At 53.8% G+C, this 23,917-nt stretch carries 21 protein-coding genes; 5 read left to right on the top strand and 16 right to left on the bottom strand.

Annotated features, from left to right (window positions below; genetic code table 11):
* Window positions 1-3 precede the first annotated feature (3 nt).
* Window positions 4-1,008, bottom strand: a complete 1,005-nt coding sequence (locus GT753_RS12350) for a LacI family DNA-binding transcriptional regulator (RefSeq protein WP_160125622.1) — start codon at window positions 1,006-1,008, stop codon at window positions 4-6.
* A 581-nt stretch (window positions 1,009-1,589) separates the two neighbouring features.
* Here GT753_RS12350 and GT753_RS12345 point away from each other — a divergent pair.
* Both GT753_RS12345 and GT753_RS12340 read left to right on the top strand, forming a co-directional pair.
* Entirely contained in the window at window positions 1,590-3,098 is a 1,509-nt protein-coding gene (locus tag GT753_RS12345) for an AAA family ATPase (protein WP_160125621.1), read from the top strand.
* Between the two features lie 153 nt (window positions 3,099-3,251).
* Window positions 3,252-4,346, top strand: coding sequence for a hypothetical protein (locus tag GT753_RS12340; RefSeq protein WP_160125620.1), 1,095 nt, complete (start codon window positions 3,252-3,254; stop codon window positions 4,344-4,346).
* Window positions 4,347-4,691: 345 nt separating this feature from the next.
* Here the strand turns inward: GT753_RS12340 and GT753_RS12335 are convergent, their stop codons facing one another.
* A complete protein-coding gene (locus GT753_RS12335; protein ID WP_160125619.1) occupies window positions 4,692-5,582 on the bottom strand; it encodes a LysR family transcriptional regulator in 891 nt (296 codons plus the stop codon).
* Between the two features lie 107 nt (window positions 5,583-5,689).
* Here GT753_RS12335 and GT753_RS12330 point away from each other — a divergent pair, with 107 nt between their 5' ends.
* Entirely contained in the window at window positions 5,690-6,997 is a 1,308-nt protein-coding gene (locus GT753_RS12330; RefSeq protein WP_160125618.1) for a serine hydrolase, read from the top strand.
* Window positions 6,998-7,103: 106 nt separating this feature from the next.
* Here the strand turns inward: GT753_RS12330 and GT753_RS12325 are convergent, their stop codons facing one another.
* The 10 genes from GT753_RS12325 to GT753_RS12280 all read right to left on the bottom strand — a co-directional run bounded on the left by GT753_RS12325 (window position 7,104) and on the right by GT753_RS12280 (window position 16,628).
* Window positions 7,104-7,877: an ankyrin repeat domain-containing protein gene (locus GT753_RS12325; protein ID WP_160125617.1), complete on the bottom strand. Its 774-nt coding sequence runs from the start codon at window positions 7,875-7,877 to the stop codon at window positions 7,104-7,106.
* A 144-nt stretch (window positions 7,878-8,021) separates the two neighbouring features.
* Entirely contained in the window at window positions 8,022-8,780 is a 759-nt protein-coding gene (locus GT753_RS12320) for an ankyrin repeat domain-containing protein (protein ID WP_166445254.1), read from the bottom strand.
* A 407-nt stretch (window positions 8,781-9,187) separates the two neighbouring features.
* Complete coding sequence (locus GT753_RS12315; RefSeq protein WP_049242484.1) at window positions 9,188-9,937, bottom strand: glycosyltransferase family 2 protein; 750 nt, start codon at window positions 9,935-9,937, stop codon at window positions 9,188-9,190.
* A gap of 102 nt (window positions 9,938-10,039) precedes the next feature.
* Window positions 10,040-11,119, bottom strand: a complete 1,080-nt coding sequence (gene lptG / locus GT753_RS12310; protein WP_004935566.1) for an LPS export ABC transporter permease LptG — start codon at window positions 11,117-11,119, stop codon at window positions 10,040-10,042.
* Window positions 11,116-12,186, bottom strand: a complete 1,071-nt coding sequence (gene lptF, locus GT753_RS12305) for an LPS export ABC transporter permease LptF (RefSeq protein ID WP_004935565.1) — start codon at window positions 12,184-12,186, stop codon at window positions 11,116-11,118. Before lptF ends, lptG begins: the two co-directional genes overlap by 4 nt.
* 28 nt (window positions 12,187-12,214) lie before the next feature.
* Window positions 12,215-12,781 carry a YtfJ family protein gene (locus tag GT753_RS12300; protein WP_015378488.1) on the bottom strand — a complete coding sequence of 189 codons (567 nt, stop codon included), beginning with the start codon at window positions 12,779-12,781 and terminating at the stop codon, window positions 12,215-12,217.
* A gap of 20 nt (window positions 12,782-12,801) precedes the next feature.
* Entirely contained in the window at window positions 12,802-13,671 is an 870-nt protein-coding gene (locus tag GT753_RS12295; RefSeq protein WP_088381771.1) for a hypothetical protein, read from the bottom strand.
* Window positions 13,668-15,005 carry a lipopolysaccharide biosynthesis protein gene (locus GT753_RS12290; protein ID WP_004935553.1) on the bottom strand — a complete coding sequence of 446 codons (1,338 nt, stop codon included), beginning with the start codon at window positions 15,003-15,005 and terminating at the stop codon, window positions 13,668-13,670. Before GT753_RS12290 ends, GT753_RS12295 begins: the two co-directional genes overlap by 4 nt.
* Before the next feature lie 72 nt (window positions 15,006-15,077).
* Complete coding sequence (locus GT753_RS12285; protein ID WP_004935550.1) at window positions 15,078-15,872, bottom strand: hypothetical protein; 795 nt, start codon at window positions 15,870-15,872, stop codon at window positions 15,078-15,080.
* 30 nt (window positions 15,873-15,902) lie between these two features.
* On the bottom strand, window positions 15,903-16,628 hold the full coding sequence (locus tag GT753_RS12280; protein ID WP_015378485.1) for an ATP-binding protein: 726 nt from the start codon (window positions 16,626-16,628) through the stop codon (window positions 15,903-15,905).
* 372 nt (window positions 16,629-17,000) lie between these two features.
* Here GT753_RS12280 and GT753_RS12275 point away from each other — a divergent pair, with 372 nt between their 5' ends.
* A complete protein-coding gene (locus tag GT753_RS12275; RefSeq protein ID WP_015378484.1) occupies window positions 17,001-17,732 on the top strand; it encodes an ATP-binding protein in 732 nt (243 codons plus the stop codon).
* A 70-nt stretch (window positions 17,733-17,802) separates the two neighbouring features.
* On the opposite strand, the gene GT753_RS12270 is transcribed toward GT753_RS12275, so the two are convergent.
* Genes GT753_RS12270 through GT753_RS12255 form a run of 4 tightly spaced genes read right to left on the bottom strand, consistent with a single transcriptional unit; the run spans window position 17,803 to window position 21,904 of the window.
* On the bottom strand, window positions 17,803-18,975 hold the full coding sequence (locus tag GT753_RS12270) for an aminotransferase class I/II-fold pyridoxal phosphate-dependent enzyme (protein ID WP_004935542.1): 1,173 nt from the start codon (window positions 18,973-18,975) through the stop codon (window positions 17,803-17,805).
* Window positions 18,962-19,222, bottom strand: a complete 261-nt coding sequence (locus GT753_RS12265) for an acyl carrier protein (protein ID WP_015378483.1) — start codon at window positions 19,220-19,222, stop codon at window positions 18,962-18,964. Before GT753_RS12265 ends, GT753_RS12270 begins: the two co-directional genes overlap by 14 nt.
* Window positions 19,223-19,253: 31 nt before the next feature.
* Window positions 19,254-20,168 (bottom strand): NAD(P)-dependent oxidoreductase, encoded by a 915-nt coding sequence (locus GT753_RS12260; protein ID WP_004935535.1) that lies wholly within the window; start codon window positions 20,166-20,168, stop codon window positions 19,254-19,256.
* Window positions 20,165-21,904, bottom strand: a complete 1,740-nt coding sequence (locus GT753_RS12255) for a fatty acyl-AMP ligase (protein ID WP_075686272.1) — start codon at window positions 21,902-21,904, stop codon at window positions 20,165-20,167. The genes GT753_RS12260 and GT753_RS12255 overlap by 4 nt, the downstream gene beginning before the upstream one ends.
* 738 nt (window positions 21,905-22,642) lie before the next feature.
* Here GT753_RS12255 and GT753_RS12250 point away from each other — a divergent pair.
* Window positions 22,643-23,767: a hypothetical protein gene (locus GT753_RS12250; RefSeq protein ID WP_016927031.1), complete on the top strand. Its 1,125-nt coding sequence runs from the start codon at window positions 22,643-22,645 to the stop codon at window positions 23,765-23,767.
* Window positions 23,768-23,917 lie beyond the last annotated feature (150 nt).

Below are 23,917 nucleotides of genomic sequence, written 5' to 3'. Positions count from 1 at the left end.
CCGTCAGCGATTCAACAGCGAGCCGGTGAAGAACTCTCTGCGCACCGGCAGCTCGCCGCGCGGGCTGTGAATGGCGCTGAACAGCAGCTCCGCGGCGATCTCTCCCAGTTTCTGCGTATCGTGATACACCCCCGGAATATGCAGGCCGTAAGCGCCGGCGCGCGGCGGTTCGTCTATCGAGAAGAACTTCACCTGTTCATAAAGCCCCATCTCGTGGCAGATGGCGATGGCGCCCAGCGTGATGATGCCGTTCAGGCCGATGATGTAATCCGGGCGGTTCTCCGGCTGCGCCAGATAGGCGCGCACCTCGCTCTCTTGCGAGGTGAAATCGTAGTCGCCATTGATGATATGAATCTCACGCCCGCTGCCCTGCAGCGCCGCGACGATGCCGGCGGTGCGCGTTAGCGTAATTTCCGAATCCGCCGGGCCGCCGATAATCAAAAGCTTCTTATCCGGCTGCTCCGCCAGAAAACGCCCAGCCAGCACGCCAATCTCGCGGTTATCGAGGAACACGCCGCTCAGCTGCTGATCGTAAAGATCGCGGTCGATCAGGATCAGTGGCACGCCGTACACCTCGGCCAGCTCGAGATAGGCGGGGCGGTAGCGCTTGTCGTCGCGTACCGCCGAGAGCAGGATGCCGCGCGCCTTGTAGCCGAACAGCGCCTGAATGGCGCGCATTTCCGCCTCTTCGCTGCCGTCGGTGTCGAACAGCATGATCTGGTAGCCCTGCTGGCGCGCAATGCGCGACACGGTCTTGATCAGGCCGGAATAGAACGGGTTGTACATGCTGCTGGTAACGATACCGATAATCTGGCTGCTGCTGCTTTTCAGCCCCTGCGCAAAGGCGTTGGGCACATAGTTCAGCTCTTTGGCGATGGCGTGAATGCGCTCGCGGGTTTCCGGCTTGACCAGCTCGGGCTTATTGAAGGCGCGGGAAACGGTGATATTGGTCACCCTGGCGCGGCGGGCGATATCCACGATAGTGGCATTGGGATTGGCTTTCGACACCGTCTTTCCTTGCGTTATGCCTCAACAGATCCCTTATTGTAGGGAAAGGGCGGGGGCGGTGCTAGGGGGGAGTTGGGGGGATGGTTGGGTGCTTTTGAAGTGGGAAAGGGAAAATAACGAAATGAAAACGAAAGTAATAATTTCATTTATTTATTAGTTACAAATTAAATCATTTTATGTGTCTATATTTTGTTGACGGAGAGTTTGGTAAGGTGTGTTTCATGGTCAAAGTTAGGTAACAATGATTGCTTTATGCCAGGAGCGGACGTTTCTATAGCAATTGTGTGTCAAAAAATGGGGCGCGAATAAAGCCGATGATGCGTTGGAGACCACTGAGTCGATTGAAGTCTAAAATGGTCAAGCTGCAACTGTAAGCAGCCCCAGTCAGAAATGGACAGGTTTTAATGTTCTGGTTTCTTAAAGAAATAGTGCAAGTCAAAGTACTGTAGCTCTTCCTCTTATGTAAGTTTACATTTTTGAAATAAATGTTAAATTAAGCCAATGCATTCTAGCTGTCCATGCAATAAGCTAGGATAAACACCAATACAGCTCTAAATAACAACAATGGTAAGGGTTTTAGAATGAAAATTTCATATGTATGGGTTGAGAAATATAAAGGATTTACGAATTTCGCCATAAATTTAGCAAGCGATAAGAGGTTTTCATACAATCAAGACTCATGTTCATTAAATATGATGGACAATGAAAATTACATTGCTAATTTATTCTCTACTAAAATAACAGATGTCACAGCCATTGTTGGAAAAAATGGTGTTGGGAAAACAAATTGCTTAGAGTTGATATGTACTATCCTAGAAGGAACCATGCGTCAGTACAACACAAGTTTTTTGGCTATTGTAGAAGATGATGAGAAAAAATACACTATTTATCACAATCTAGAACAAGGTATTGAAGCTAACTTTGATTATGAATATGAGTCAGATAGAAGTAAAATAAAAGGAATTAGGGGGATGTTCTTCTCAAATATTCATGATAACAGGAGGTATAATTTTGGTCGAGAGATTACATATGCCACTTCAAATAATAACTATGGCTATCGTAATTACAGTTCAAGCGGAGACAAGGTTAACTTATTATCTTCACAAATAGATTTAATTACAAAACATCGAACCATTCTAAAAAATGAAATTAAAATATCGATACCTACATCTCTTGGGATAGACTTATACGTTTTTTCCGAGAAACTGGATTTTGAAGACGGTCAAAACTTCACAAGCCTGGTAAGAAAAAGGATTAAAGATATTGTTAACCCTAAAAATAAATTCATCCACTCTTTAAAGTATATGTTTTTAGTTAAACTAATAAACAATATATCAAATGATTTTGAAAAAAAACATCTAGAACAAATTAATTTCGAATCAATGGACAATGAATCAACGGATTTATATCTGCAAAAAATTGGCGAGCAAGTATCTGGTTGCATTGCTGAAATTATAGATGGTTGTAAAATAGATAATAAAAAGCATGAAAAATACTCTGATTTACAGGCAGGTTTTAGTGATCTTTCTAAAATTGAAAATAATCTAAATACGATCAATCCAATTATTAATAATACGGTTAGTGGTTTCAGTTCTTACACTCGCTATACGATAGAAGTAAGTGAGAAAAATTTAGAGGTAATTAAAGATATAAACTATCTCTTCGGGAAAAGAGGGGATTTTCGGGCCGATTGGGAAGGTGTTAGTTCAGGTTCAAAAGCTTATTTAACATTATTTACTGTGCTTAGAGAAAGATTGAAGAATGTAAGAACTGATACTTTAATATGTATTGATGAAGGGGATTTATATCTACATCCTTCATGGCAGATTGACTTCTTAAATAATTTAAATAAAATGCTTCCTAACTTTTCGAATTATAATATTCAGTTAGTGCTTACATCACATTCTCCTTTTTTGTTGACAGATTTGCCACATAGTAATGTGATAATTTTGGAAGAGGAAAGTGTTCTGCTCTCTGAAAATAAGGATGTCAGAACTTTTGGCTCTAATATTTATGATTTATACTCAACCATATTTTTTCTTGACAACCAAAGATATGGTACGTTTGCAACTAACCATATAAAAAAATAATACGAAAAATTTCCAACCGATCCTATAGTAACTTAGAAAAAGAAGAGATCAATAAATTCATAAATATGATTGGTGATAAGTTTCTTCATAACCAATTAAAGGCTATGCTTTATGAAAATGAAAGCACCCCAAGAATAAATAAGGGGGTTGAGAATGATTAAGTTTATAAATAGTATTTCATCTGCTAACCCTAAGGTATATTTGAATGGTAAGGTGTCAGAGTTTTGGGATGTATTAAATCCGCGAACAAAAAATAATGAGTTATTTAAAAAATCTTTATGTGGCAGACTTTCCAAGTTATTGACCGAATATAGGCTCGGGCAGCACTTAAATACTTCCGCATCAGGCTCCAAACAAACGCAAAAACGCCATATAAAATACCTTCAAAGGTTAGAATTCAATAATTACAAGAAATTAAAAGAATTAATAACCTCAGAGCCTCAGTACTTCCCTATTAGAATTCGTGAGGCTTTTAATATTTTAGAAGCTGACGATATTTCTCAATGTGTAAATGGAGTTTGGCAGCCGATTAAACTTGGAGAACTTTTATTAAGACGAGTGTTTTTCTATGACACATTTAGAAGTAGTTCTAAATGTGTTGAGTTTTATAAAAACACTCACATTAAAAGAATGCATTGCTTTTACTGCGGAATTTATGATCTGAAAGTTATATCAAATATAAAACCAACCATAAATAATAACTATAGAGACGGAAATAATAAAATTCTTTTCGACTTGGACCATTTTTATTTAAAAAGTAAGTATCCTTTTCTATCCTTGTCTTTTTATAACCTCATACCGTGCTGTGGTATATGTAATAGCCGAATTCGCTCCACAAAAGAATTTGACATAACTACACATATTAACCCTTATGCTGATTCATTTGATTCTCATTACAAGTTTAATTTTAGTAAGGAAGATATCCTAATGGCAACACTTATGGGGAACTCTGAAGTCACTAATTTAAATCTAGGCATCAACGAGCAATCTGCAAGAGTTAATGACACAACAGCAATTGATTTGCAACTTGAGAATCGATATCAAGAATATAAAGGTGAGATTAGTGTTTTTTTGAATGAGATATTTAACTATAGAGATAGAAGTTTACAAGAAATAGAAGACCAAATTTACGCGTGTGGAAGGCAAAAAATACCGAAAAACAGCAATGAAATACCTTATTATCAAAAAGGTAAGTTCTATCTTGATTTTTGGGAGCAAGTAAAGCCGAATCTAAAAAAACGTTCATAACAGAACGGTCTGTAATTAACTAGCCATTTAAAATATTATGATTAATTTGTGTTGAAATCATACACACCTATAGCAGCACGGTTCGGATTCAACATTTATTCAACTGTGCTGCTTAGACAACTCCAAAAGAAGTACAACTTCCGCTCTTCGCTCAAAGCCCCCCCTCAAATGCCGCCTATCAAAGCAACAAACCAGCGCCAGCAGCGCTGGAACGATGGTGGTGAGGGGCTCTCATTGGGTGAAAACAACAATCCCCGCTAAAGAACGATCGAAAAAGCAACGCGGACGATGAGTTCCACGATCGACTACCGGTAACAACACCACCACTAATCTAGCAGCGGCTTTTCACTCCCAACCCCCCCACAACCCCGGCAACAACCCCAACGTCTCATCAATCAGCGCCCGCCGGTCATTGCCCGGCTTCCAGATGGTCACCATGGTTTGGCTGATCCCCTGGCTGCCTACTTCGGTGCGCAGCGTGTTGACGTTTTTCCACTGTTCGGCATGCATATGCGTCGGTAAGAATCCCCAGCCGCAGCCCTGTTCGAGCAGGGCGCGCAGCATCTCCAGTTCGTTGGTAAAGATAGTGTGCCCGGAAATTTGCAGGCGGCGCGCCACCGGTTCGTCAGAATCCGGGTGCATGATCACCTGCGGCGTGAGCGAGAGCTCCAGCAGCGAAAGCGGCTGTTCCGCGCCGGGGAAAAGCGCTTCGGAGGCGTAAAAATCCATCTCTATCGCCCCTAGGGCGCGCCACTCCATGGTGTCGCCCACGCTGCGGTTGCGCGCCTGGCAGATGCCCAAATCGGCCTGGCCGCTTGCCAGCAGCCTTTCCGCTTCGTCGCGCGAGGCGTTAATCAGGCTCAGGCGCGTGTTGCGTTGGGCCATGGCGGCAATCAGCGCCTGCAGCAACGCGCGGGGCGTAAAGGGATCGTAGACCAGCGAGATTTCCTGCGCCGCGCTGTTCGGCACGTCTTTGGCAAATGCCTCAAACGCTTTCACCTGCCGCATCAGCAGGTGCGCCTGGCGCTGCAGCTGTTCGCCCTCCGGCGTCAGGTGCAGGCTGCGCCCCTCGCGCAGGAACAGCGCATAGCCCAAGCCATCCTCGAGAAAATCAATCAAATCGCGCAGCGTCGTGCGGTCTTTGCCCAGCTTGAGCGCGGCTTTCGCCAGGCTGCCGTGCTCGGCCACGGCGGTGAAGGCTTCCAGTTGGGCAAAGGAATAAATCAGGCTCGGCACGCGGTTCTCCCGTCGATTTTTCGGGGGATTTTCCCCCATCAGGCGTTTTTTATTATAGGCCGCGTTTTTTTAAGCTGAACGCCTTCCTGAGCTATGCGAGAAATAATATGAAAAGCAAAGTGTTTAACCGCAGCCTATTGGCGGGCGTCGTCATCAGTCTCTGCAGCGGCCTGCTGGCGCCCGCCGCGCTGGCCGCCTGCGCGGGCACCGAACTCAGCGCCTGTCCTGCGCCTTTCGATGCGCAATTACCGGACACGCACAAGATGCTCACCTGGAGCCAGAGCGACCGGGTGATCGGTTTTCGTAACGACTACCGCAACTATGCCGGGGATGTATTTCACCACAGCAATGCCACACCGCTGCCGGCTGCCGCTAAACCTTTAACCGACGCCAGCTATCGGGTTAATGGCAAAACCTACCACCTGCAGGATTACCTGCAGCGCCAGAACGTCAGCGGCATGCTGGTATTGAAAGACGGCAAAATCGCCTGGAAATATCTGGGGCAGGGCAATACCGACGCTACCCTGTGGACGTCGCGTTCGGTGGGCAAATCCGTGGTCGCCACGCTGGTAGGCGTGGCGATTAAACAGGGCAAAATCCACTCGCTCGACGATCTCATCACCCAATACGAACCCGACCTGAAAGGCACCGCGTGGGACGGCGTGACCCTCAGGCAGCTGATCACCCACACCTCCGGCGTGGCGTGGAATGAGGATTACACCAACCCGAAATCGGACTTCGCGCAGCTGACCGAGTGTGAAGCCAAACCCGGCACCTATGCCTGCGTGCGCAAGCTGGTGGCCGGTTTGCAGCGTGCGCATCCGGCCGGGCAGAACTGGTCTTACTCCTCCGGCGGCGCTTGGCTGCTGGGCGACGTGCTGGAGCGTGCCACCGGCATGCCGCTGGCGGCCTATCTGCAGCAAAGCATCTGGCAGCCGTACGGCATGGCGAGCGATGGCGTGTGGCATGCCTACGCGAAAGGCAAGCACGACGTGGGCGCGCACGGGTTCAACGCCACGCTGGAAGACTGGGGGCGCTTCGGCGAATTCATTCTGCATAACGGAACGTTGCCGAACGGCAAACAGATCCTGCCGGAAGATTGGGTAGCCCAGTCGGCCAACTGGACACGGGCGGCGGGCTCGGTATCGGCGGCGTATCCTGACGGCATTTACGGCTTCCAGTGGTGGAACAATGAAGTGCCGGTGAATGCGACTAACGTAGAACCCACTCCGCAGGCGTCCCTCAAGCATTCCCTGTGGGCGCTGGGGATTTTCGGCCAGATGATTATGGTCAATCAGGCGGAGAATCTGGTGATCGTCCAGTGGTCCACCTGGCCGCAGGCGGAACCTTCTTTCAGCGCCCAACCGCTGGAGGCGTCGCTGATGTTTAGCGCGATAGCGAAGGAGTTGCGTTAACGTCGGCTGGGCAAGCAGGGGCTGGATGGCGGTTGCCATTCAGCCCCTGAGCGGCATGTTACATGTCTTCGACGTCGACCTATCCATGCCGTAGGGGAGGGGTGTATCAATTCTCTATAGGTAGTGGAGGCCAGTCTCCCCCGTTCTTAATTAACAATTCTTTTATCTTGTTGATTTTTTCTTTATCCTCGGTGTCGCCTACACCTCTATCTATAAAGCGCTGAAGCTGATTGCCCATAGTCCAACCAAACTTCCCTTTGATTTTACTATCCGCACCTCTCTCTAACAAAATAATCGTATGATCAAACGAATGAGAATCCAATGAGCTTATTAACAAGGTGTTTCCCAATGAGTCTCTTGTATTTATATCTGCGCCATAATCCAGCATCACCTTTAACGTTTCAGGGTTTTTGGCTTTGATTGTTTGGAATATAATGGGTTGATTGAATACTTTGTCTTTTGCGTTTGGCGGTAAACCGCCATCGAGCATGGCTTTGACCCAAATCCCCTTGTCGGCTTTCATGACGAATTCCGCTGGGCTGCTTCCTCCTTCTGGTCTGGGTTGCAGCGGGTCTGCGCCACTTTTTACCAGGTCGGTTATTATTTTCAGCCTTTCCGGCGTGTTTTTATCATAGATTGAGTTCAACACCGACCAAAACAGCAGGGTCATGTCCGCCTTAACCGGTCGATTCAGTTCTTCCTTGCTTATAGAAGGAAGCTCCTCTTTCAGTTTCACTTCATCGCCATCATAAATCAGCTGTGCGATGTCCAGCTGCCGGCCTTCAAAAAAATCCTGTGGCTCATATTCCATGCTTTTGTTGCATCCTTGCACCATGAGAACAGTGAACAGCAGCGCTATTGCCATTATCAATTTGCTCATGTTTTCCCCTGAGAATAAATAGTGACATCCTCGTCTCTTCAATCAGTTTTATTGTGTGGTCTATAGCGTGTTTAGCTAAAGCCAGATGCCATCTGACAGCCTCAGTATAAATAACCGGCAACTGTCAGATCTGCGTTGATGAAATTACTGCGTTTCCTTTGCCCCTTTCAAAAGCATGAGCTCGAGTATTTTCTTACACTGTTCATTGTATTCTGAGCCATCTTGGCTGTCTTTTATTTGCCGATTCACTGCTGTTAACAGCGAAAGATTGTTTATATTTACTGGGTTAGGATTCGCACCCCGATTGAGCAGTAGGGTCATGTGCTCAAAGGCTGAGCTAAAAAAAGCATCCATTAATAAGGTTTGTTGCAAGGAGTCTCTGATATTTATGTCCGCTCCGTACTCCAGCATCACCTTTAACGTTTCAGTGTTTTTTGCTTTGATTGTTTGGAATACAATGGGTTCATTGAATACCTTATCTTTTGCGTTTGGCGGTAAACCGCCGTCGAGCATGGCTTTGACCCAAATCCCCTTGTCGGCTTTCATGACGAATTCCGCTGGGCTGCTTCCTCCTTCTGGTCTGGGTTGCAGCGGGTCTGCGCCCGCTTTTACCAGGTCGGTTATTATTTTCAGCCTTTCTGGCGTGTTTTTATCATAGATTGAGTTTAGCACCGACCAAAACAGCAGGGTCATGTCCGCCTTAACCGGTCGATTCAGTTCTTCCTTGCTGACAGAGGGAAGTTTCTCTTTCAGTTTCACTTCATCGCCATCATAAATCAGCTGTGCGATGTCCAGTTGACGGCCTTCAAAAAAATCCTGTGGTTCATATTCCATGTTTTTTTTGCATCCTTGCATCATGAGAACAGTAAACAGTAACGCCATTGCCATTATCAATTTGCTCATATTCTCCCCCTGATAGTGGCGACATCCTCGTCTTTCTGATCTTCAATCATCAGGTGAAATAATATCATCGGCGATATACAGCAGTTTCAAACTGGAAAACATAGTGTGTCTCTTCCTTTGCTTGCTGCGTCTTGGCCTGTTCAGGCGGGCGCTCGCACTCCTTGCACTCGATGGCCCCCTGAGGGGCATGTTATCGAACGGCAGCCAGCGATAGCTAACGGCGCATAGGACACCAAATAAAGGATGATAACGGCTCAGGCCAATTTGTAAAGCCGGCCAACTATTAACCGGAAAGTTCTTGTTTTCTAAAGGCTGCTGTAGGGTGTTAACTCCGCCGCATAAATCGATAAACCAACGCCAGGATCAGTATCGGCGGAGATGTGCCCCTGTTTCTGTCCTTAACGTTATCAATCTTTGCCATACCAGGATTTAAAATACTTCAGGAAACTGTAGGCCACGGCATAAAACCCAGTGACGGCGCCGACTTTGCCTTCCTTCCATGCGCCGCTCAGGACATACCATTTGAAAAATGCGCCGATCGCGCTAACGACACCACGAAATATCGAGGGCCTAATGTTTCTGTATTTTACTACTCTTGTCGTATAGCTATTGAGCTTGTTGAATATTTCATGGAGAGAGTAAAAGGTATCGTGCTTAACATTGCCGGGAATGACCGACGTGTGAATATAGCCTTCAGCGGCATCATCTACCGGAGCATCATTGAACCTGACCTGCGTTCTATTGAACAGCCGAACGGGGTAGTCCGGTGAGGAGATGGGATAAATCGTTCTGACTGGCTGTCCGAGAACAAACCAATTCCTTTTAATTCTAAAGGCTTGCTGTGGCGGTGGGTTTTCCTGCGCTTTGAATTTTAAAATGGACGCTATGGTTTCGGCATCAAGAATTTCGTCGCTGTCCAGGCACAACACCCAGTCATGATGAGCTTGAGAAATCGCAAAGTTCATTTGCCGTCCGTGAGTCTCGAAACGATGATAAATAGGGCTTATTCCAAAGCTTTGGCAAATAGACAGCGTTTTATCCGTACTGCCGGAGTCCACCACAATCCACTCATCCGCAATGCCCATGAGTGGAGAAAGCACCTCGTGTAATAAACGAGAGGAGTTAAAAGTCAGTATACAAACAGCTATCTTTGCCATTAACTAACATCCTTAAAAATCGCGAGCAGGTGAGTGCGTGATGTTTTCTCTGGAATGGAAATTGCGATTCTCTTCTTATCCCTTATCAACCTCAGAAAATGCTTAACCCCGCCGGTCAAACCGATAAACCAGCGCCAGCGCCAACGCCAGGAGCAAAAGCGGTGGGGCGAGGGCGGTGAAGGGCGCGTTGAGGGCGAACAGCAACCCCAGGTTGAGAACGATCTGGTAAGCGATGTAGGTCAGCAGCCCGATGATGACGCCAAGCGCTAGCCGGCTGCCCATGCCGGGGGCGCGCGGGGCGGTGAAGGTAAACGGGATGGCCAGCAAAATCATCGCCAGCACCAGCAGGGGCTGGCCGAGTTTTTTCCACAGCGCCAGGCGGTATTCGGTGCTGGGTTGCCCCGAGCCTTGCAGGTAATCGATATAGCGATCCAGCTGTTGGAGCGAGAAACTGCCCGCCGGCAGGGTCAGCTCTTTCAGGCTCGGCACGGCGAACAGTGAGCGCCAGAGCAGGCTGTCTTGTCGCGCAATCGTCTCCTTTCTGCCTTGCCAGCTTTTCTGCATCACGTTGTGCAGCAGCCAGCTGCCGTCGGCGGCGGTGCTGGCGCTGTCGGCGTAAATGTAAGACTCCAGCGCGCGGTTGGCTTGATAACGGAAGATCTCAATGCCGTGGGGCTGGTCGTTCTCATCGACGGTCTTCACTGTCACAAACTCGTTGCCGCGCCGCGCCCACAGCGGGTTAACGGTAACGTCGTTATTATTCGACTGCGCCAGGGCGTTATTCTTCATTTGCAGCGCGCGTTGCTGCAGCGGCGAGGCGGCCCATTCATCGAGGGCGCCGAGCGAGAGGTTCATCAGCAGCCCGGCGGCGAGCATCACCAGCGCGATGCGGAATATCGACATCCCGGCGGAACGGATCGCCGTCAACTCCAGGCTCTTGGAGAGCTGCCCCAGCCCAACGATGCCGCCGAGCAGCGCGATAAACGGCCCCAGATCGACCAGGCTGCGCGGCAGGGTCATCACGGTCACCAGCAGCGCCTGCTGCCAGCGGTAGCCGCCTGGGGTCACGTCCTCCAGCTCGTTGATCAGCGTAAAGGTGGTGAACAGCGGGATGAGCAGCCCGGCCGCGGCGGCGAAACCGATGAACACGTTGCGGATCAGATAGCGGCTAAAAAGGGTCATCGGGAGGGTTTCCGCAGCAGGGAGAGGTCGCGCGCCAGCAGCAGGGCGATACCGACAGCCATCGCTATCGGCACCAGCCAAACGCCGGGGATCGTCGGCAGAGAGCCGTTGGCCACCAGCGTGCGGCAAATGTTGCCGCCATAGAAAATCACGGTAAACAGAACCGTGAGGGGCAGCAGCGCGGCGTAGCGCCCCTGCCGCGGCTTGATGCGGCTAAAGGGGATCGCCAGCAGCACCATCAGCACGGTGGTCAGCCCGCGGCTCTCGCGCCATTGCAGTTCGGCGGCGTCGCCCGGATCGGCGGAGCGCGCCAGTTCCGCCGGCGAGGCCGACTTGTGCCGGCTCTCGGCGCTGGGCACGAACGGTTTGAGCGCGATGTCGAAGTTGTCGTAGTTCTGCCCGTTGTCGTCGGTGCCCTCACGATCCAGCACATAGGCGGTGCCGGTTTTCAGCCGCACGGCGGGGCTGGCGGGGGAGGCGTCGAGCACCTCCACCGACTGCGCGCGGTACAGGTTGGTGTGATGGCCGCCGCGCACATAAATCAGGGCGTCCGTCAGGTGGTTGGCCGTTTTGTCGACGTGACTGGCGAGGATCATGCGGCCGTTGCCGCTGACGTTGAATTTGTCGGCCTGCAGGTGGCTCACGTCCAGCACCGATTGCGACTGTTGCTGCAGCTGATAAATATTGGCATACGCCCAGGGCCTGCCATACAGCGACAGCAGCGTGACCGCTATCGCCAGCGGCACGGCGAGTATCAGCACCGCCTTGTACAGCCGCAGCGGGCTGGCGCCGGCGGCCAGCATGGCGGTGATCTCCGCATCGCTGTACATCTGGCTCAGCGCGACCGCCACCGAGACATACAGCGCGACGGGCAATATCATCTCCAGCGCGATCAGCGACTTATAGAAAACCACGTCGGCCACCACCCGCAGCGCCAGCGTGCCGTTGGCGGCGTCGGTCAGGTAGCGCTGAGCGGAGTAGCTGGCGAACATGAAGATCAGAAACCCGGCGATCATCATCACCAGGCGGCGGATCTCAACCGTGATATAGCGTTCAATCAAAGACATGCGTTATCGGTTCCCGGCGGCGTGCGCTTCATGGCGTCTCCTGCGCGATCAGCGCGCGCAGCAGGGCGATCACCTGGTCAACTTCCTGCGGGGTGAGTGCGCCGTCCTTCGCCCACTGCACGCGCCCGGCCTTGTCCAGCACTACGATGGTGGAGCTCTCCTCCGGCAGCCGCCAGGCCATGCGCCCCAGCCCGTCGCTGTCGACGATGAATTGCGCCCAGGGGTAATGCCGCTTGTTTTTCTCGATCTTGCCGCGCACGAAGAAGCCGGAGCCCGGTATCGCGTCGTCGGTGTTGACGATGGTGGTCGGCTGGAAGCGATCGCCCGGCAGGTTCGCGTCCTTAACGGCGTTGATCAGCAGCGAGTTCTTCTTTTTGGCGGAGGTGCGCCCGGCGATGTACTGGATCACCCGCACCTTGCCCGCCAGTTTTGCGCTGTTCCACGGCCGGTAGCTGAAATCGCCGTTGCGCAGCAGCAGCTCGCCGCGATCGGCGATGGCGATCGGCGCCACCGGCCGGCCATGCACGAAGTTATGTGCAGATGCCGTCAGCGGCGACAGCAGCAGCGCAAGGGTCAGCAAGCGACGTAACGTCATCATGGCTCCGTGCAACCCGCTTATCTGCCCGCCGCGATGGCCGGCTGGGAAAACGACAGCGGAAAACGCGCCAGCAGCAGCTCCAGGCGCTGGCGGATGTCGATATCCAGGATCGCCGGCCGATCATAGATATCGCCGCCGGCCAGCTTGTCCGCCACCATCACGTCATGCCGGTCGCCCATCAGGCCGTTAATCGCCGCCAGGAAGCGCGAGATCTGTCGGGCCTCGCGGTTGTCGGGATCGATCGATCTCAGCGTGTCGTAGAACGAGACCTGGCGGCTGACGATTTTGCGCACGTCATGGAACTGATGCCCGGTCAGCGACGGGCCGGCGATCAGCGTTTGCAGCTGGCGCATTTGCTCCTGGCGGTAGGCGATAAAGCCCTGTGCGCTTTCCAGCCGGGTGTGGCGCAGCGCATAGCGCACGTAAGACCACACCGGCTTGCTGAGCAGCAGCCGCAGCAGGTTGCCGTAAAGCGTCAGGTTCTTCTGGTTGCCGTTGCGAAACGCGTCCTGAAAATGGCCGAGCACCACGGTGGTGGTGTGGAACAGGCGGTTGGCGCGGTGCGGGGCGCCGTACAGCTGCTGGGCGAAGCGCAGGTGCTTATAGCGGGCGCGGATATATTTGTAGCGCATGCGGGTAGCCGCCGCCAACTGCGGGTCTTGCAGGAAACCGTTCACCAATTGCAGCAGCTCGCGGCGGGAAAAGCCGTCTTCCCAAAACTGCAGGCACAGCGCGTAGTTGTCCCGAATGCTCTCGGGGGAGCATTCCAGATCAATCTGCTGCGGCAGGCTGATATTCGCCTCAACCAGGTCGTCCTCTTCCACCGCGACAAACAGCGCCTGGGTGGTTTCGGCTGAGAACTTTTTCCAATTATTGCTAGCGGTCATTGATTACTCTCTTTGGGCACATTCAGCCCCAACATAAAGCGATTGCGGTAGGCGCCGATCGTCGGTATCAGGGATAACAGAACGTCTAAACATTGCCCAAGTAAATAAGCGAAGGCGGCGCCCTGCACGCCGAAGGCATACGCCATCGACACCAGCAGCGCAATGTAGGCCGCCGAGGCCGTCGCCTGCGCGATCAGGAAGGCGCGCTGTTTGCCCGCCATAAACAGTAAGGATTCCTGCGGGAAGCCCATCATGGAGACGATGATCGCGCCCAGCATGATTTGAATCAGGTCATAGGCTTCCAGGTATTGCTGCCCGAATACCGCGGAAATAAGCGGCTTGCCCACCAGCAACATCAACACCGCAACGGCCAGGCCGATGCCGCCGGCCAGCAGCGAAGAGCGCAGGCCGAGCAGCCACGGGGTCTTGGTGCGCGGATCCAGGCGCATGATCTCGGGATAGAAGCTTTTCTCCAGCAGCTTGGCCGGGGTGCCCGTCGCATCGAAGAAGGTCATGGCGATCTTGAACAGCCCGGCGGCGGCCGGGCCGAGCACCACGCCCACCAGCACGGTGGTGCAGGAGTTGCGGGCGGCCCAGATGGTATGGGCGATGTTGGTGGTCCAGACGAAGTTCCAGGCGCCCTCGATGCGGCGCGCGACGTTGAACAGGCGCGGCCTCAGCGCGCCATGGATATCGCGGCGGCGCAGCTCGCGCGCGGTGAACCACCAAAACAGCGTGCCGCCGATCAGGTTAGAGGCGTACCAGGTGACGATAAAGCCGGGGAACCCCAGATCGAAATAATAGGAGATGACGCTGCCCACCGCCTGCAGGAACGGTTTGATCGCCTGCTGGATGGCGATTAAATCGAAGCGGTTGAAGGCGCGGAGCACGCCGGTCGGCGTGGACGAGGTCATCGATGGGATCAGGGTGCAGTACAGCATGGCGAGCCAGAAGCTTTCGCTGTCCAGCCCCAGAGCGTGAGACAAGAACGGCAGCATGATCATGCCGCCCAGCACGGCGATGACGCCGCTGGCGATATCCAGGCCAAAGGAGAAGGCGACGACGTCGCGGAAGCGCCCGGTATTTTGATGTTCCAGCGCCGGAGTGCCGAATTGCACCACAAACTGCCAGGTCTGGAATTTGATGAAATCGCTGACCGCTTTGGTATAGGCCTGAATCACCACCAGCACGCCGAACATTTCAGGCGACATGCCTTTACCGGCGCAGGAGAGCGCCAGCAGGCCGAGCAGCGCGCTGGCGACGCTGCCGGAGCCCAGGTAGGCGGCATTACGTAAAATGGAACGAAACGCGCCGTCGGAAAACCACCGTTTCATAGCCCAAACCAGCCGTTATCGTTGTTTTGCTGCATTTTGTGTTCCGCAGTCATGCGTTTGCCCTGTATTCGTTTAATAAACCTGAGTTTCTTTACCGGCGTTCTCGCCGGGTTGCCCGAGATCGCTCTGCGGGCGCTTCGCGGGGTTCACCACGGCGGAAATGGCGTTGAGCGCATTGCTCAGCACCTCGTCGTAAGGGGCTCTGGCGTCCAGCTCGATGATGCGCGAGCCGTTGTATTGCAGGCGCACCATGGCGGCGATCTTGTCTTTCAGCTCTTCGTAACTGTGATCGGGCTTGCGGGAAAAGGCCGTATCGACGTCGATATCAAGGCGAATGATCAGCTCCGGCCGATAGACGGCCATGCGTTGATATAAACGGCGTTCGCGCGCCGCCAGGCGGCTTAATAGCCACCCTTTTGCGCGTTCCACGCCGATGCCGGGCCCATCGTAGTAAAAACCTGAGATTTCCGCCTGCGGGTAGCGATCGCTGATCACCAGAACGCCGCTCTGCGCCAGCCGCCGCACCTTGCGCAGGTTGGATGCGCGCCACAGCGAAAAGCCGTACATGATCAGCGCCGCCCACAGCGCCGGCGGCCTGTTGCTCATGCGCTGGGTTTTGTCGGACTTGGCCGCCAGGCGCCGTTCCAGCCACACGCCGATGAACGGCAACTTCTTGATTTTGTCGCCGTCTTCGCCGGAGATCAGCCCCAAATAGCGCCGCTCCGTGGGGCGATGTTGCTGCAGGTTTTTCACCAGGTCGGCGGTCAGCGTGGACTTGCCCGTACCGTCGCTGCCCACCACGGCAATCAGCCCGGTGATGCAGGTGGGAGAGGTATCCTGTTCGGCGGTGAGTTTATTTTTTTTCATCTGTTTCGGTACGGAAAGGTTATTTGTCGGCTAGGCATTGGCGGCCCTCAGCGATATTTTAACGGCGCGCAGCGATGCGTCGAAAATACGGTCAGCCGGTTCGCGGCCGTCTAAATCCAATATGTTAGCGCCGTTAAACGTCAGGTGCGGGATGACGGCGATCTTTTCACGCAACGCCGTCAGCGAGTGATCGGGTTTGCGTGAATAGGCCGTTTGTTCGTCAATATCCAGCCGAATTAATAATAAGGGCTGATAAGACGCCATCCATTGGTACAGGTTTTGTTCGCGCTTTCTCAGCCAGCGGATCCAGCGATTGCCGCCGGCGGTTTTCGCCAGCTGCGGGCCATCGAAACGAAACCCCGCCACTTCGGCTTGCGGATAACGATCGGTGATCAGTAATGCGCCGCTGCGGCTTTTCTTCAGCATGCGACGGAATTTATAAACGCGCCAATAGGAGAGTAAAAATATCACCAGCGCCGTGGCATTATCCGGCGGTGTGGAAGGGCGCTCATGCACGCGTTCCGATTTCTTCAGCAAATAACGCCCGAAGGGCGCGCCAATAATCGGCAGCGAACTGATCCATTCGCCAATACGCCCGGAAGACTGGCCGAGATACAGCAGTTCGGCAGGTTCTTGTGCCGATAAAGCGTTGACCAGGCTGGCGGCTAACGTGGATTTTCCCGAGCCGTCACAGCCGGTTATCGCTATTACGCGCACGGGCGAGCGATCAGATGAAGGTCTTATCTGCTGACTCACAATAATTGATCCAATGCGAAAAAAACTATTGTATTCCAATACGCCTTGGGTTCAAGATATTTATTGTGCTTTGCTGCGATAAAATAATGAGATCGGTATTCCTTTTCGTTATTTGAATTGATATTCATGGCGTTTGTTCTTGTTATTTTGTGCTAATTTTTCGTGCGTGGGCTGGTTTCGCTTTTTATGTTAATTCTCGGCATGGCTCACGGCGAAAAAAGAGCAGAGGTTTTCAATTTTCGCTTAATCTTTTGTGCTTTTTGGCGCTGCGTATGGCAAATTTTTTTTCACGCAGCCACCGCGGCAATGATAAGCGATCGTTCGCTTCAAATATGGCACGCCGTTTCTGGTGTATTGAAAGAGAGTCTTATTATGAGTGCAAAATTTCCGCCGCTGATTGCGGTTATCGGCAGCGACGGATCGGGTAAGTCCACCGTTTGTGAACATCTGATCGAGTATGTGAAACATTATGGCCCGGCGGTGCAGGTGCATCTGGGCAAACAGGCGGGCAATGTCGGGCGCGCGGCGGCGAAATTGCCGCTGCTCGGGCGCTCGGTGGGCAAGGCTATCGAGAGCAATACCAAAAAAGTCAAAACGAAAAAATCCCGGATCGGCCTGTTGCCGTCGGCGGTGATCATCGCTTTCGTGGGGCGGCGGCTGCTGCGTTTTCGCCGCATGCTGGCGTATCGCCGGCAAGGGTTCATCGTGTTGACCGACCGTTTTCCGCAGGCGCAGATCCCTGGCGCTTACGACGGCACGGTTTTTCCCGTCGACGTTGAAGGCAGCCGTTTCGTCCGTTGGCTGGCGGCGCGTGAACGGGCGGCGTTTCAATGGATGGCGGGGCAAAAACCGGATCTGGTGCTCAAGCTGAATGTCAGTCTGGACGTGGCCTGCGCGCGCAAACCCGATCACCGCAAAGCGGCGCTGGAGAAGAAGATCGCCGTCACGCCGCTATTGACGTTCGAAGGCGCCGACATCGTGGATCTCGATGCCGATCGGCCGATCGAGGAGGTGCTTTCGGCGGCGGAAAAAGCCATCGCGGAATTTATGGCGGCGCAGGGGTATCGCTATTCGGCTGATGGAGTATCAACGGCTGCGCACTGAGGTGCGCATCGGTTCGGCAGGGCGGCGTGGCCATTTTCGGCACCGCCGCCGCGGCCGAGAAGGAAAGGCTTTATTTTTTCAGCGCCGCAAAGGCGCGCACGATGGTGTCGATTTCTTCATCGCTGTGCGCGGCATTGACGCTGCAGCGCAGCAGGGTCACGCCCGCCGGCGCGGCCGGTGGCAGCACCAGGTTCACATAGACGCCGTGGGCGATCAGCTCGCGCCAGAAACGCAACCCTTCTTCCTTTGAACCGATCATCACCGGCACCACCGGGCTGATGCGCGGCCCCAGGGTATAGCCCAGCTCGGCGAGGCCGTGGTACAGGCGGTGCGCATTGCTCCACAGTTTTTCCCGCAGCTCGGGATGGCGGGCGATTTTTTGCAGCGCCGTGCGCACCGAAGCGATGCTGGACGGCGACGGCGAAGCGGTAAAGATATACGGCCGGCTGCTGTAGCGCAGCACGTCCATCCCCTTGCCGCCGACGGCGAAGCCGCCGATCGAAGCCAGGCTTTTGCTGAAGGTGCCCAGGATGATATCCACGTCTTGCTCGACGCCCAGCGCTTCGGCCAGGCCGCGGCCGTGCTCGCCCATCACGCCGAAGGAGTGCGCTTCGTCGACCAGCAGATACCCGCCCAATCGCCGCTTGATGTCGACGATTTCCACCAGCGGGGCGACGTCGCCCAGCATGCTGTAGATGCCTTCCACGATAATGATCGCCTCGCGGGCGCGTTCGCCCAGGCGCACCATGCGGCGCTCCAGATCGGCGGCGTCATTGTGGCGGAAGCGAATAATTTCCGCGCCGCCGAGGGCGCAGGCGTCGTAAATGCTCGCGTGGCTGTCCGCGTCGATCAGCACCACGGCACCCGGCCCCGCCAGCGTGCTGATGACGCCCAGGTTGGCGGTATAGCCGGTGGAGAACACGATGGCGCTCGGGCGATCGAAGAATTCCGCCAGCTCCCGTTCCAGCGTCAGGTGCGATCCGTAACTGCCGTTCGCCATGCGCGAGCCGGTGGTGCCGGTGCCGAGCGCGGCCAGAGCCGCCTGGCCGGCGGCGATCGCCTGCGCATCGAACGTCAGGCCAAGGTAATTATTGGTGCCGGCGAGGACAATCTTTTGATCGCCGATGCGCCCTTGGGTGGCGGAATACACTTCGTCGATACAGGTGCCGAACGGATTCAGACCGGACGTTTGAAATTGTTCACGGTCATTGGCGAGCCGCGCAAACTTATCATACAGTCCCATGGTTTTTCTCCAGATAAGGGCGCAGCGCGTCAAGCAGTTGCTCAGGCGTTCTGACATCAAGCAATATATTGATAGGAATGGAGATATCTAATTCATCTTCCAGCATCATCAGCAGATCCAAGACTCTGATGGATTCCAGGCCAAGATCATTGACGAGATCGCTATCAGGTTTTATTTCCACTCCGCCTTCGACGATACCTTGCAAACACGTCAGGATATAATCCATTACAGCATCGCGATTTAGCATAAGAACGTTGACACACCTCTACTTGGAATAATTAAAACAGCCCTTCACGCAGCGCGCGTTCCAAACTCACCTGTGGAAACCAATTAATCTGTTGCGACAGCGCCTGATTACTGGCGGACCAGTCGCGATGCGTTAATTCGCGTATTTTGCTGCGCGTCAGCATCGGCTCTTTTTTTACCAGGCGGTTCCACACCACGCTGATATCCGCCAGGGCTTTCAGCAGCGGCAGCGGAATGCCCACCAGACGCACCGGCCCGTGACGCACGGCGGCGCCGATGTCCCGCAGGCGCAGCCAGTTATAGCCTTCGGCCACGCCGTCGCACAGTTCGTAAATATTCGGCTGCGCGGGTTCGGTTTGCACCCATTGGCTGACCGCCTTTGCCAAATCGCTCACGTGCAGAAAAGAGAGCCTGGCGTCAGGCGCGCCCAGCCGGGGCAGCACGCCGCGCAGCAGGCCGTTGAACAGCGGTTTCAGCTCTTTATCGCCGGGCCCGTAAACCGCCGTCGGGCGGAAAATCCCCAGCGCGATATCGCCCGTGGCGGCGATGAGTTGCTGCTCGGCGGCCTGTTTTGAATGGGCGTACCAGGACAGCGCCGGATGGCGGGCCGCCAGCGACGACATGAACAAGAAGCGATTGCAGCGGCCGTTCTGTTTGGCCGCCTGCATCAAATTCAGGCTGCCGGTGACGTTGCAGCGGGTGAACACCGCTTCCGCATGCCCGCGCACCTGGCCCGCACAATGTACGACGCACTCCGCGCCGCGCACCAGTTCGGTGAGCGAGGGCCGATCTTCCAGCGCGCCGGGGATCCACTGCAGGTTGTCTGCGGCGGCTTTTCCGGCTTGCCGCGTCAGGGCGCGCACGCTAAACCCTTGCGCCAGCAGTTCCTGGACGATGTGCCGGCCGATAAAGCCGGTCGCGCCCGTCACTGCCACGGTGCCGCTCATTGCGCGAAACCGGCCAGCTGCGGCATTTGCGGGTAGAGCGAAGCGCTCAGCCAGCGTTTCTTGGCCTCCGCGCGTGCGGGTTTGCCCGACGACGTGCGGGGAATGCTGTGCGGCGGCAGCAGCTCGATGTCCACCGCGATGCCGAACTCGCTTTGAATGCGCGCGCTCAGCGAATGCACGATTTGTTCACGGCGTTCTTCCGAACTGACTCGACACTGGATCTGCAAAATGATCCTGGCCGCTTCGTCGTGTTCTTCGGTCACGAAGGCAATCGCATCGCCGGAACGGATTTCCGGTTCGGATTCCGCGACGTACTCAATATCCTGCGGCCAGATATTGCGGCCGCGAATAATGATCAAATCCTTCTTGCGGCCGGTGACGTACAGATAGCCGTCCAGCAGATAGCCGAGATCGCCGGTGTCCATCCAGCCGGTCACCTGGATCTGCTGCTGGGACTCATCGTCGCAGAAATAGCCGTTCATCAGGCTGGGGCCGGAAATCGTGATATGGCCGACCTGACGTTCCGGCAGCGGTTGCCCGGTTTCGCTGCGGATCTCGATGCGGTGGCCGGGCAGCGCACGGCCGCAGTTGACGAAGGTCGAGACGGCGCGGGTCTTCTTGCCCGGCGCGACCGCTTTACCCTCGTATTCCAAAATATCGCGGTCGACCTCGTTGGTTTGCGGGCCGGAGCAAGGGTCGGAAAAACTCACCGCCAGGGTGTTCTCGGCCAGGCCATAGCACGGCATGAAGGCTTTGCTGTCGAAGTTGATGCTGCTGAAGTGTTCGCCAAACTGGGCGAGCAGCTCGGCCGGGATCGGCTCGGCGCCCACGCCCGCAACCCGCCAGCTGGAAAGATCCAGATCGGCCAGCTCTTTGGCGTTGCTGCGGCGCAGACACAGATCGTAGCCGAACGGCGGGGCGACGGACACCGTGCCGCGATTCTTGGCGATCAGTTTCAGCCACTGCATCGGGCGCATGGCGAAATCTTGCGTGCGCAGGTAGTCGACGGACAGCTGGGTCGCCACCGGCGTAAGCAGGAAACCGACCAGGCCCATATCGTGATAGAAGGGCAGCCACGAAACGCAGCGGTCGCCGGCGCGCAACTTGATCCCGTCGCGACTGATCGCGTTCAGGTTCGCCATGGCCGCCCGCTGGGTAATGATCACGCCGCGCGGAAAGCGGGTGCTGCCCGAGGTGTATTGGAGATAGGCGATATCGTCGGGCGAAGGCGCCGGCAACGCGATTTCCGGTTCTGGCAAGGCGTTAAAGTCTGCGTCGCTGAGGATGTGCATCGCCGAAGAGTTTTCCGTGGCCGACGAGATGAGCGGTGTCCACTCTTCGCTGCTGATGATCGCCGCAGGGTTGCAGCTGGCGATCAACCCTTTCAGTTTGGCGGTGTAGGAGTCGCGCTGGCCAACGCCCATCGGGATCGCCAACGGCACCGCCACCAGGCCGGCATATTGGCAAGCGAAAAAGGCTTCGACGAAGCCCGGGCTGGTTTCGGCGATAAGCGCCACGCGATCGCCTTTCTTGAGCTTCAGGGACAATAAACGCCGCGCGCCCGCGATCGCTTTTTGCTGCAGCGTGCGATAGTCGAGAACGGTCACGAGTTGATTGCGACGGTCGTAAAAATTCATTCCCGTATTACCGAGTGCCGCGTAATCCAACGCGTCCACTAACGTGGGGAAGTCCGCATAGCGCATGGGAAGAGAATGAACGGAACTTGTTTCAGACATAGACAAACTTAGCCATAGATTAAAAATCACCAAAAGAGAGAAATCACTCTTGGCGAGGTAATTGATGTTTTACTATGAATAGGTTTTGAATAAGTTTGTTATTCAACCATCTTCATTCCGCGAACAGCGTATATTGCCGTGCTCGAGCGGCATGCCGGTTATTAACCGGGCAGAACGTAAGTAGCCCGAGTCATCAGCCTTGAGCGGCACCCTGGCGAGATATGAGAGACTATTGTAATATCCGGACTTCGCCGTTCTTTAGTCTGCATCTGTCGGGCAGGAAATAACTGTCGGCTCATAGGTTATGACCTCATGCATGGCTATCTTGGAACTTAAACACTTCCTAAACAGTATGCCGCAAGAAATTCAAAAGTGAACGATTCATTTAAGGCTAATCTTAAAAATAGCATTAAGTGGTAAAAATGGCGGCGCACCTCCTGATTAAAGTCGGTACACTAAAAGCGGCGAGTTTCTTTTACCATAACAGCACGAAATAATAAAAGAGCACTATTAGCGTAGCCTGGCTGCGCCGCTTTCTGTTTCCTTTTTTTATCAATTATGGACATCACAGGGTGAATGTCAGGCAACACGTTGCTGATTCGCCGGGGGGGAATATTCGGTTTTTCTTATCAGTGAGCCGGAGGCAATACACAATTCAATAAAAGGCAACAGCATAAAAAATGCTAAAGGCGTTGTCGCGTGCTTATTTAATTATTTTATTAAAACGTAAGGCTATTTATGATCCGTATTGAGAAAGTTCTGGATAAACGCGAACTTAAAGAATTTATTGCTTTCCCCTCGCAACTGTTTCGCGATGATCCGAACTGGATTGAGCCGCTGCATGTAGAGCGCGAAGAGCACCTGTCAAAGAAGAATCCCGGGACCGACCATATTGAATGGCAGGCATGGGTGGCCAAAAAACAGGGCAAAGTGGTTGGGCGCATCACTGCGCAAATCGATTCTCTGCACCGGGAGCTGCATGGTGAGGATACCGGCCATTTCGGCATGATTGACGCCGTTGACGATCCCGCCGTGTTCAGCACCTTATTCACGGTAGCGGAGGAGTGGCTGAGGTCGAAAGGCGCGCGTAAAATCACCGGGCCATTCAGCCTCAATATCAATCAGGAAAGCGGCCTGTTGGTCGAAGGGTTCGATACCCCGCCTTCCGCCCTGATGACGCACGCGAAACCTTACTACGCGGCCCAGATAGCGCAGCAGGGCTACAGTGAAGGGATTGATTTGCTTGCCTATTGGATGAAAAGAACCGACCTGCATTTTTCGCCGTCGTTAACCCGGATGATGGATCAGGTGCGTAAAAAGGTGACCGTCCGCCGTCTCAATCGCAAGCGCTTTCGCGAGGAGATGCAGGTGCTGCGCGAGGTGTTCAACTCCGGGTGGCAACATAACTGGGGGTTTGTCCCGTTCACCGAGCACGAGTTCGCCACCATGGGGGATCAGCTGAAGTTCCTGGTGCCCGACGATATGATCCATATCGCCGAGGTGGATGGCGCCCCCTGCGCCTTTATCGTCGGTCTGCCGAACATTAACGAAGCGATTGCCGATCTGCAGGGGCGTTTATTGCCGTTCGGCTGGGCGAAGCTATTGTGGCGCCTGAAAGTCAGCGGCGTGCGCACCGCGCGCGTGCCGTTGATGGGCGTACGCCAGGAATATCAATTCAGCCGCATCGGGCCCATTATTGCGCTGCTGCTGATTGAGGCGCTGCGCGAGCCTTTCGCGAAGCGCAATATCGACGCGCTGGAAATGTCGTGGATCCTGGAAACCAATACCGGCATGCGGACGATTTTAGAACGCATCGGCGCGGTGCCGTACAAGCGTTACCGCTTGTACGAGAAAACGCTTTAAGCGGCTGATATCGCGTCCCCTTTTTACGCTCCCAGAATAATAACCGCGCCAGGGCATTTTCGGGCGGTGGCGTTTCAGGAGCAGGGGGACGGCGAGTGAGTGAATGCATCGTTTCCTGAAAGAGAACGGTTAAGGTTTTTAATTAATAAA

Origin of the sequence: Serratia sp. Z4, assembly GCF_009900725.1 — a bacterium.
Taxonomy (GTDB): Bacteria; Pseudomonadota; Gammaproteobacteria; order Enterobacterales; family Enterobacteriaceae; genus Serratia; species Serratia nematodiphila.
The sequence above is the reverse complement of the archived record's forward strand: the minus strand, read 5'-3'. Positions and strand labels throughout refer to the sequence as shown.

What these genes read in the sequence shown, in the direction of transcription:
- GT753_RS12345 (WP_160125621.1), top strand. Translation starts at nt 1,590, where the DNA reads ATGAAAATTTCATATGTATGGGTTGAGAAATATAAAGGATTTACGAAT.
- GT753_RS12340 (WP_160125620.1), top strand. Translation starts at nt 3,252, where the DNA reads ATGATTAAGTTTATAAATAGTATTTCATCTGCTAACCCTAAGGTATAT.
- GT753_RS12330 (WP_160125618.1), top strand. Translation starts at nt 5,690, where the DNA reads ATGAAAAGCAAAGTGTTTAACCGCAGCCTATTGGCGGGCGTCGTCATC.
- GT753_RS12325 (WP_160125617.1), bottom strand. Translation starts at nt 7,877, where the DNA reads ATGAGCAAATTGATAATGGCAATAGCGCTGCTGTTCACTGTTCTCATG.
- GT753_RS12320 (WP_166445254.1), bottom strand. Translation starts at nt 8,780, where the DNA reads ATGAGCAAATTGATAATGGCAATGGCGTTACTGTTTACTGTTCTCATG.
- GT753_RS12315 (WP_049242484.1), bottom strand. Translation starts at nt 9,937, where the DNA reads ATGGCAAAGATAGCTGTTTGTATACTGACTTTTAACTCCTCTCGTTTA.
- lptG (WP_004935566.1), bottom strand. Translation starts at nt 11,119, where the DNA reads ATGACCCTTTTTAGCCGCTATCTGATCCGCAACGTGTTCATCGGTTTC.
- lptF (WP_004935565.1), bottom strand. Translation starts at nt 12,186, where the DNA reads ATGTCTTTGATTGAACGCTATATCACGGTTGAGATCCGCCGCCTGGTG.
- GT753_RS12300 (WP_015378488.1), bottom strand. Translation starts at nt 12,781, where the DNA reads ATGACGTTACGTCGCTTGCTGACCCTTGCGCTGCTGCTGTCGCCGCTG.
- GT753_RS12295 (WP_088381771.1), bottom strand. Translation starts at nt 13,671, where the DNA reads ATGACCGCTAGCAATAATTGGAAAAAGTTCTCAGCCGAAACCACCCAG.
- GT753_RS12290 (WP_004935553.1), bottom strand. Translation starts at nt 15,005, where the DNA reads ATGAAACGGTGGTTTTCCGACGGCGCGTTTCGTTCCATTTTACGTAAT.
- GT753_RS12285 (WP_004935550.1), bottom strand. Translation starts at nt 15,872, where the DNA reads ATGAAAAAAAATAAACTCACCGCCGAACAGGATACCTCTCCCACCTGC.
- GT753_RS12275 (WP_015378484.1), top strand. Translation starts at nt 17,001, where the DNA reads ATGAGTGCAAAATTTCCGCCGCTGATTGCGGTTATCGGCAGCGACGGA.
- GT753_RS12270 (WP_004935542.1), bottom strand. Translation starts at nt 18,975, where the DNA reads ATGGGACTGTATGATAAGTTTGCGCGGCTCGCCAATGACCGTGAACAA.
- GT753_RS12265 (WP_015378483.1), bottom strand. Translation starts at nt 19,222, where the DNA reads ATGCTAAATCGCGATGCTGTAATGGATTATATCCTGACGTGTTTGCAA.
- GT753_RS12260 (WP_004935535.1), bottom strand. Translation starts at nt 20,168, where the DNA reads ATGAGCGGCACCGTGGCAGTGACGGGCGCGACCGGCTTTATCGGCCGG.
- GT753_RS12255 (WP_075686272.1), bottom strand. Translation starts at nt 21,904, where the DNA reads ATGTCTGAAACAAGTTCCGTTCATTCTCTTCCCATGCGCTATGCGGAC.
- GT753_RS12250 (WP_016927031.1), top strand. Translation starts at nt 22,643, where the DNA reads ATGATCCGTATTGAGAAAGTTCTGGATAAACGCGAACTTAAAGAATTT.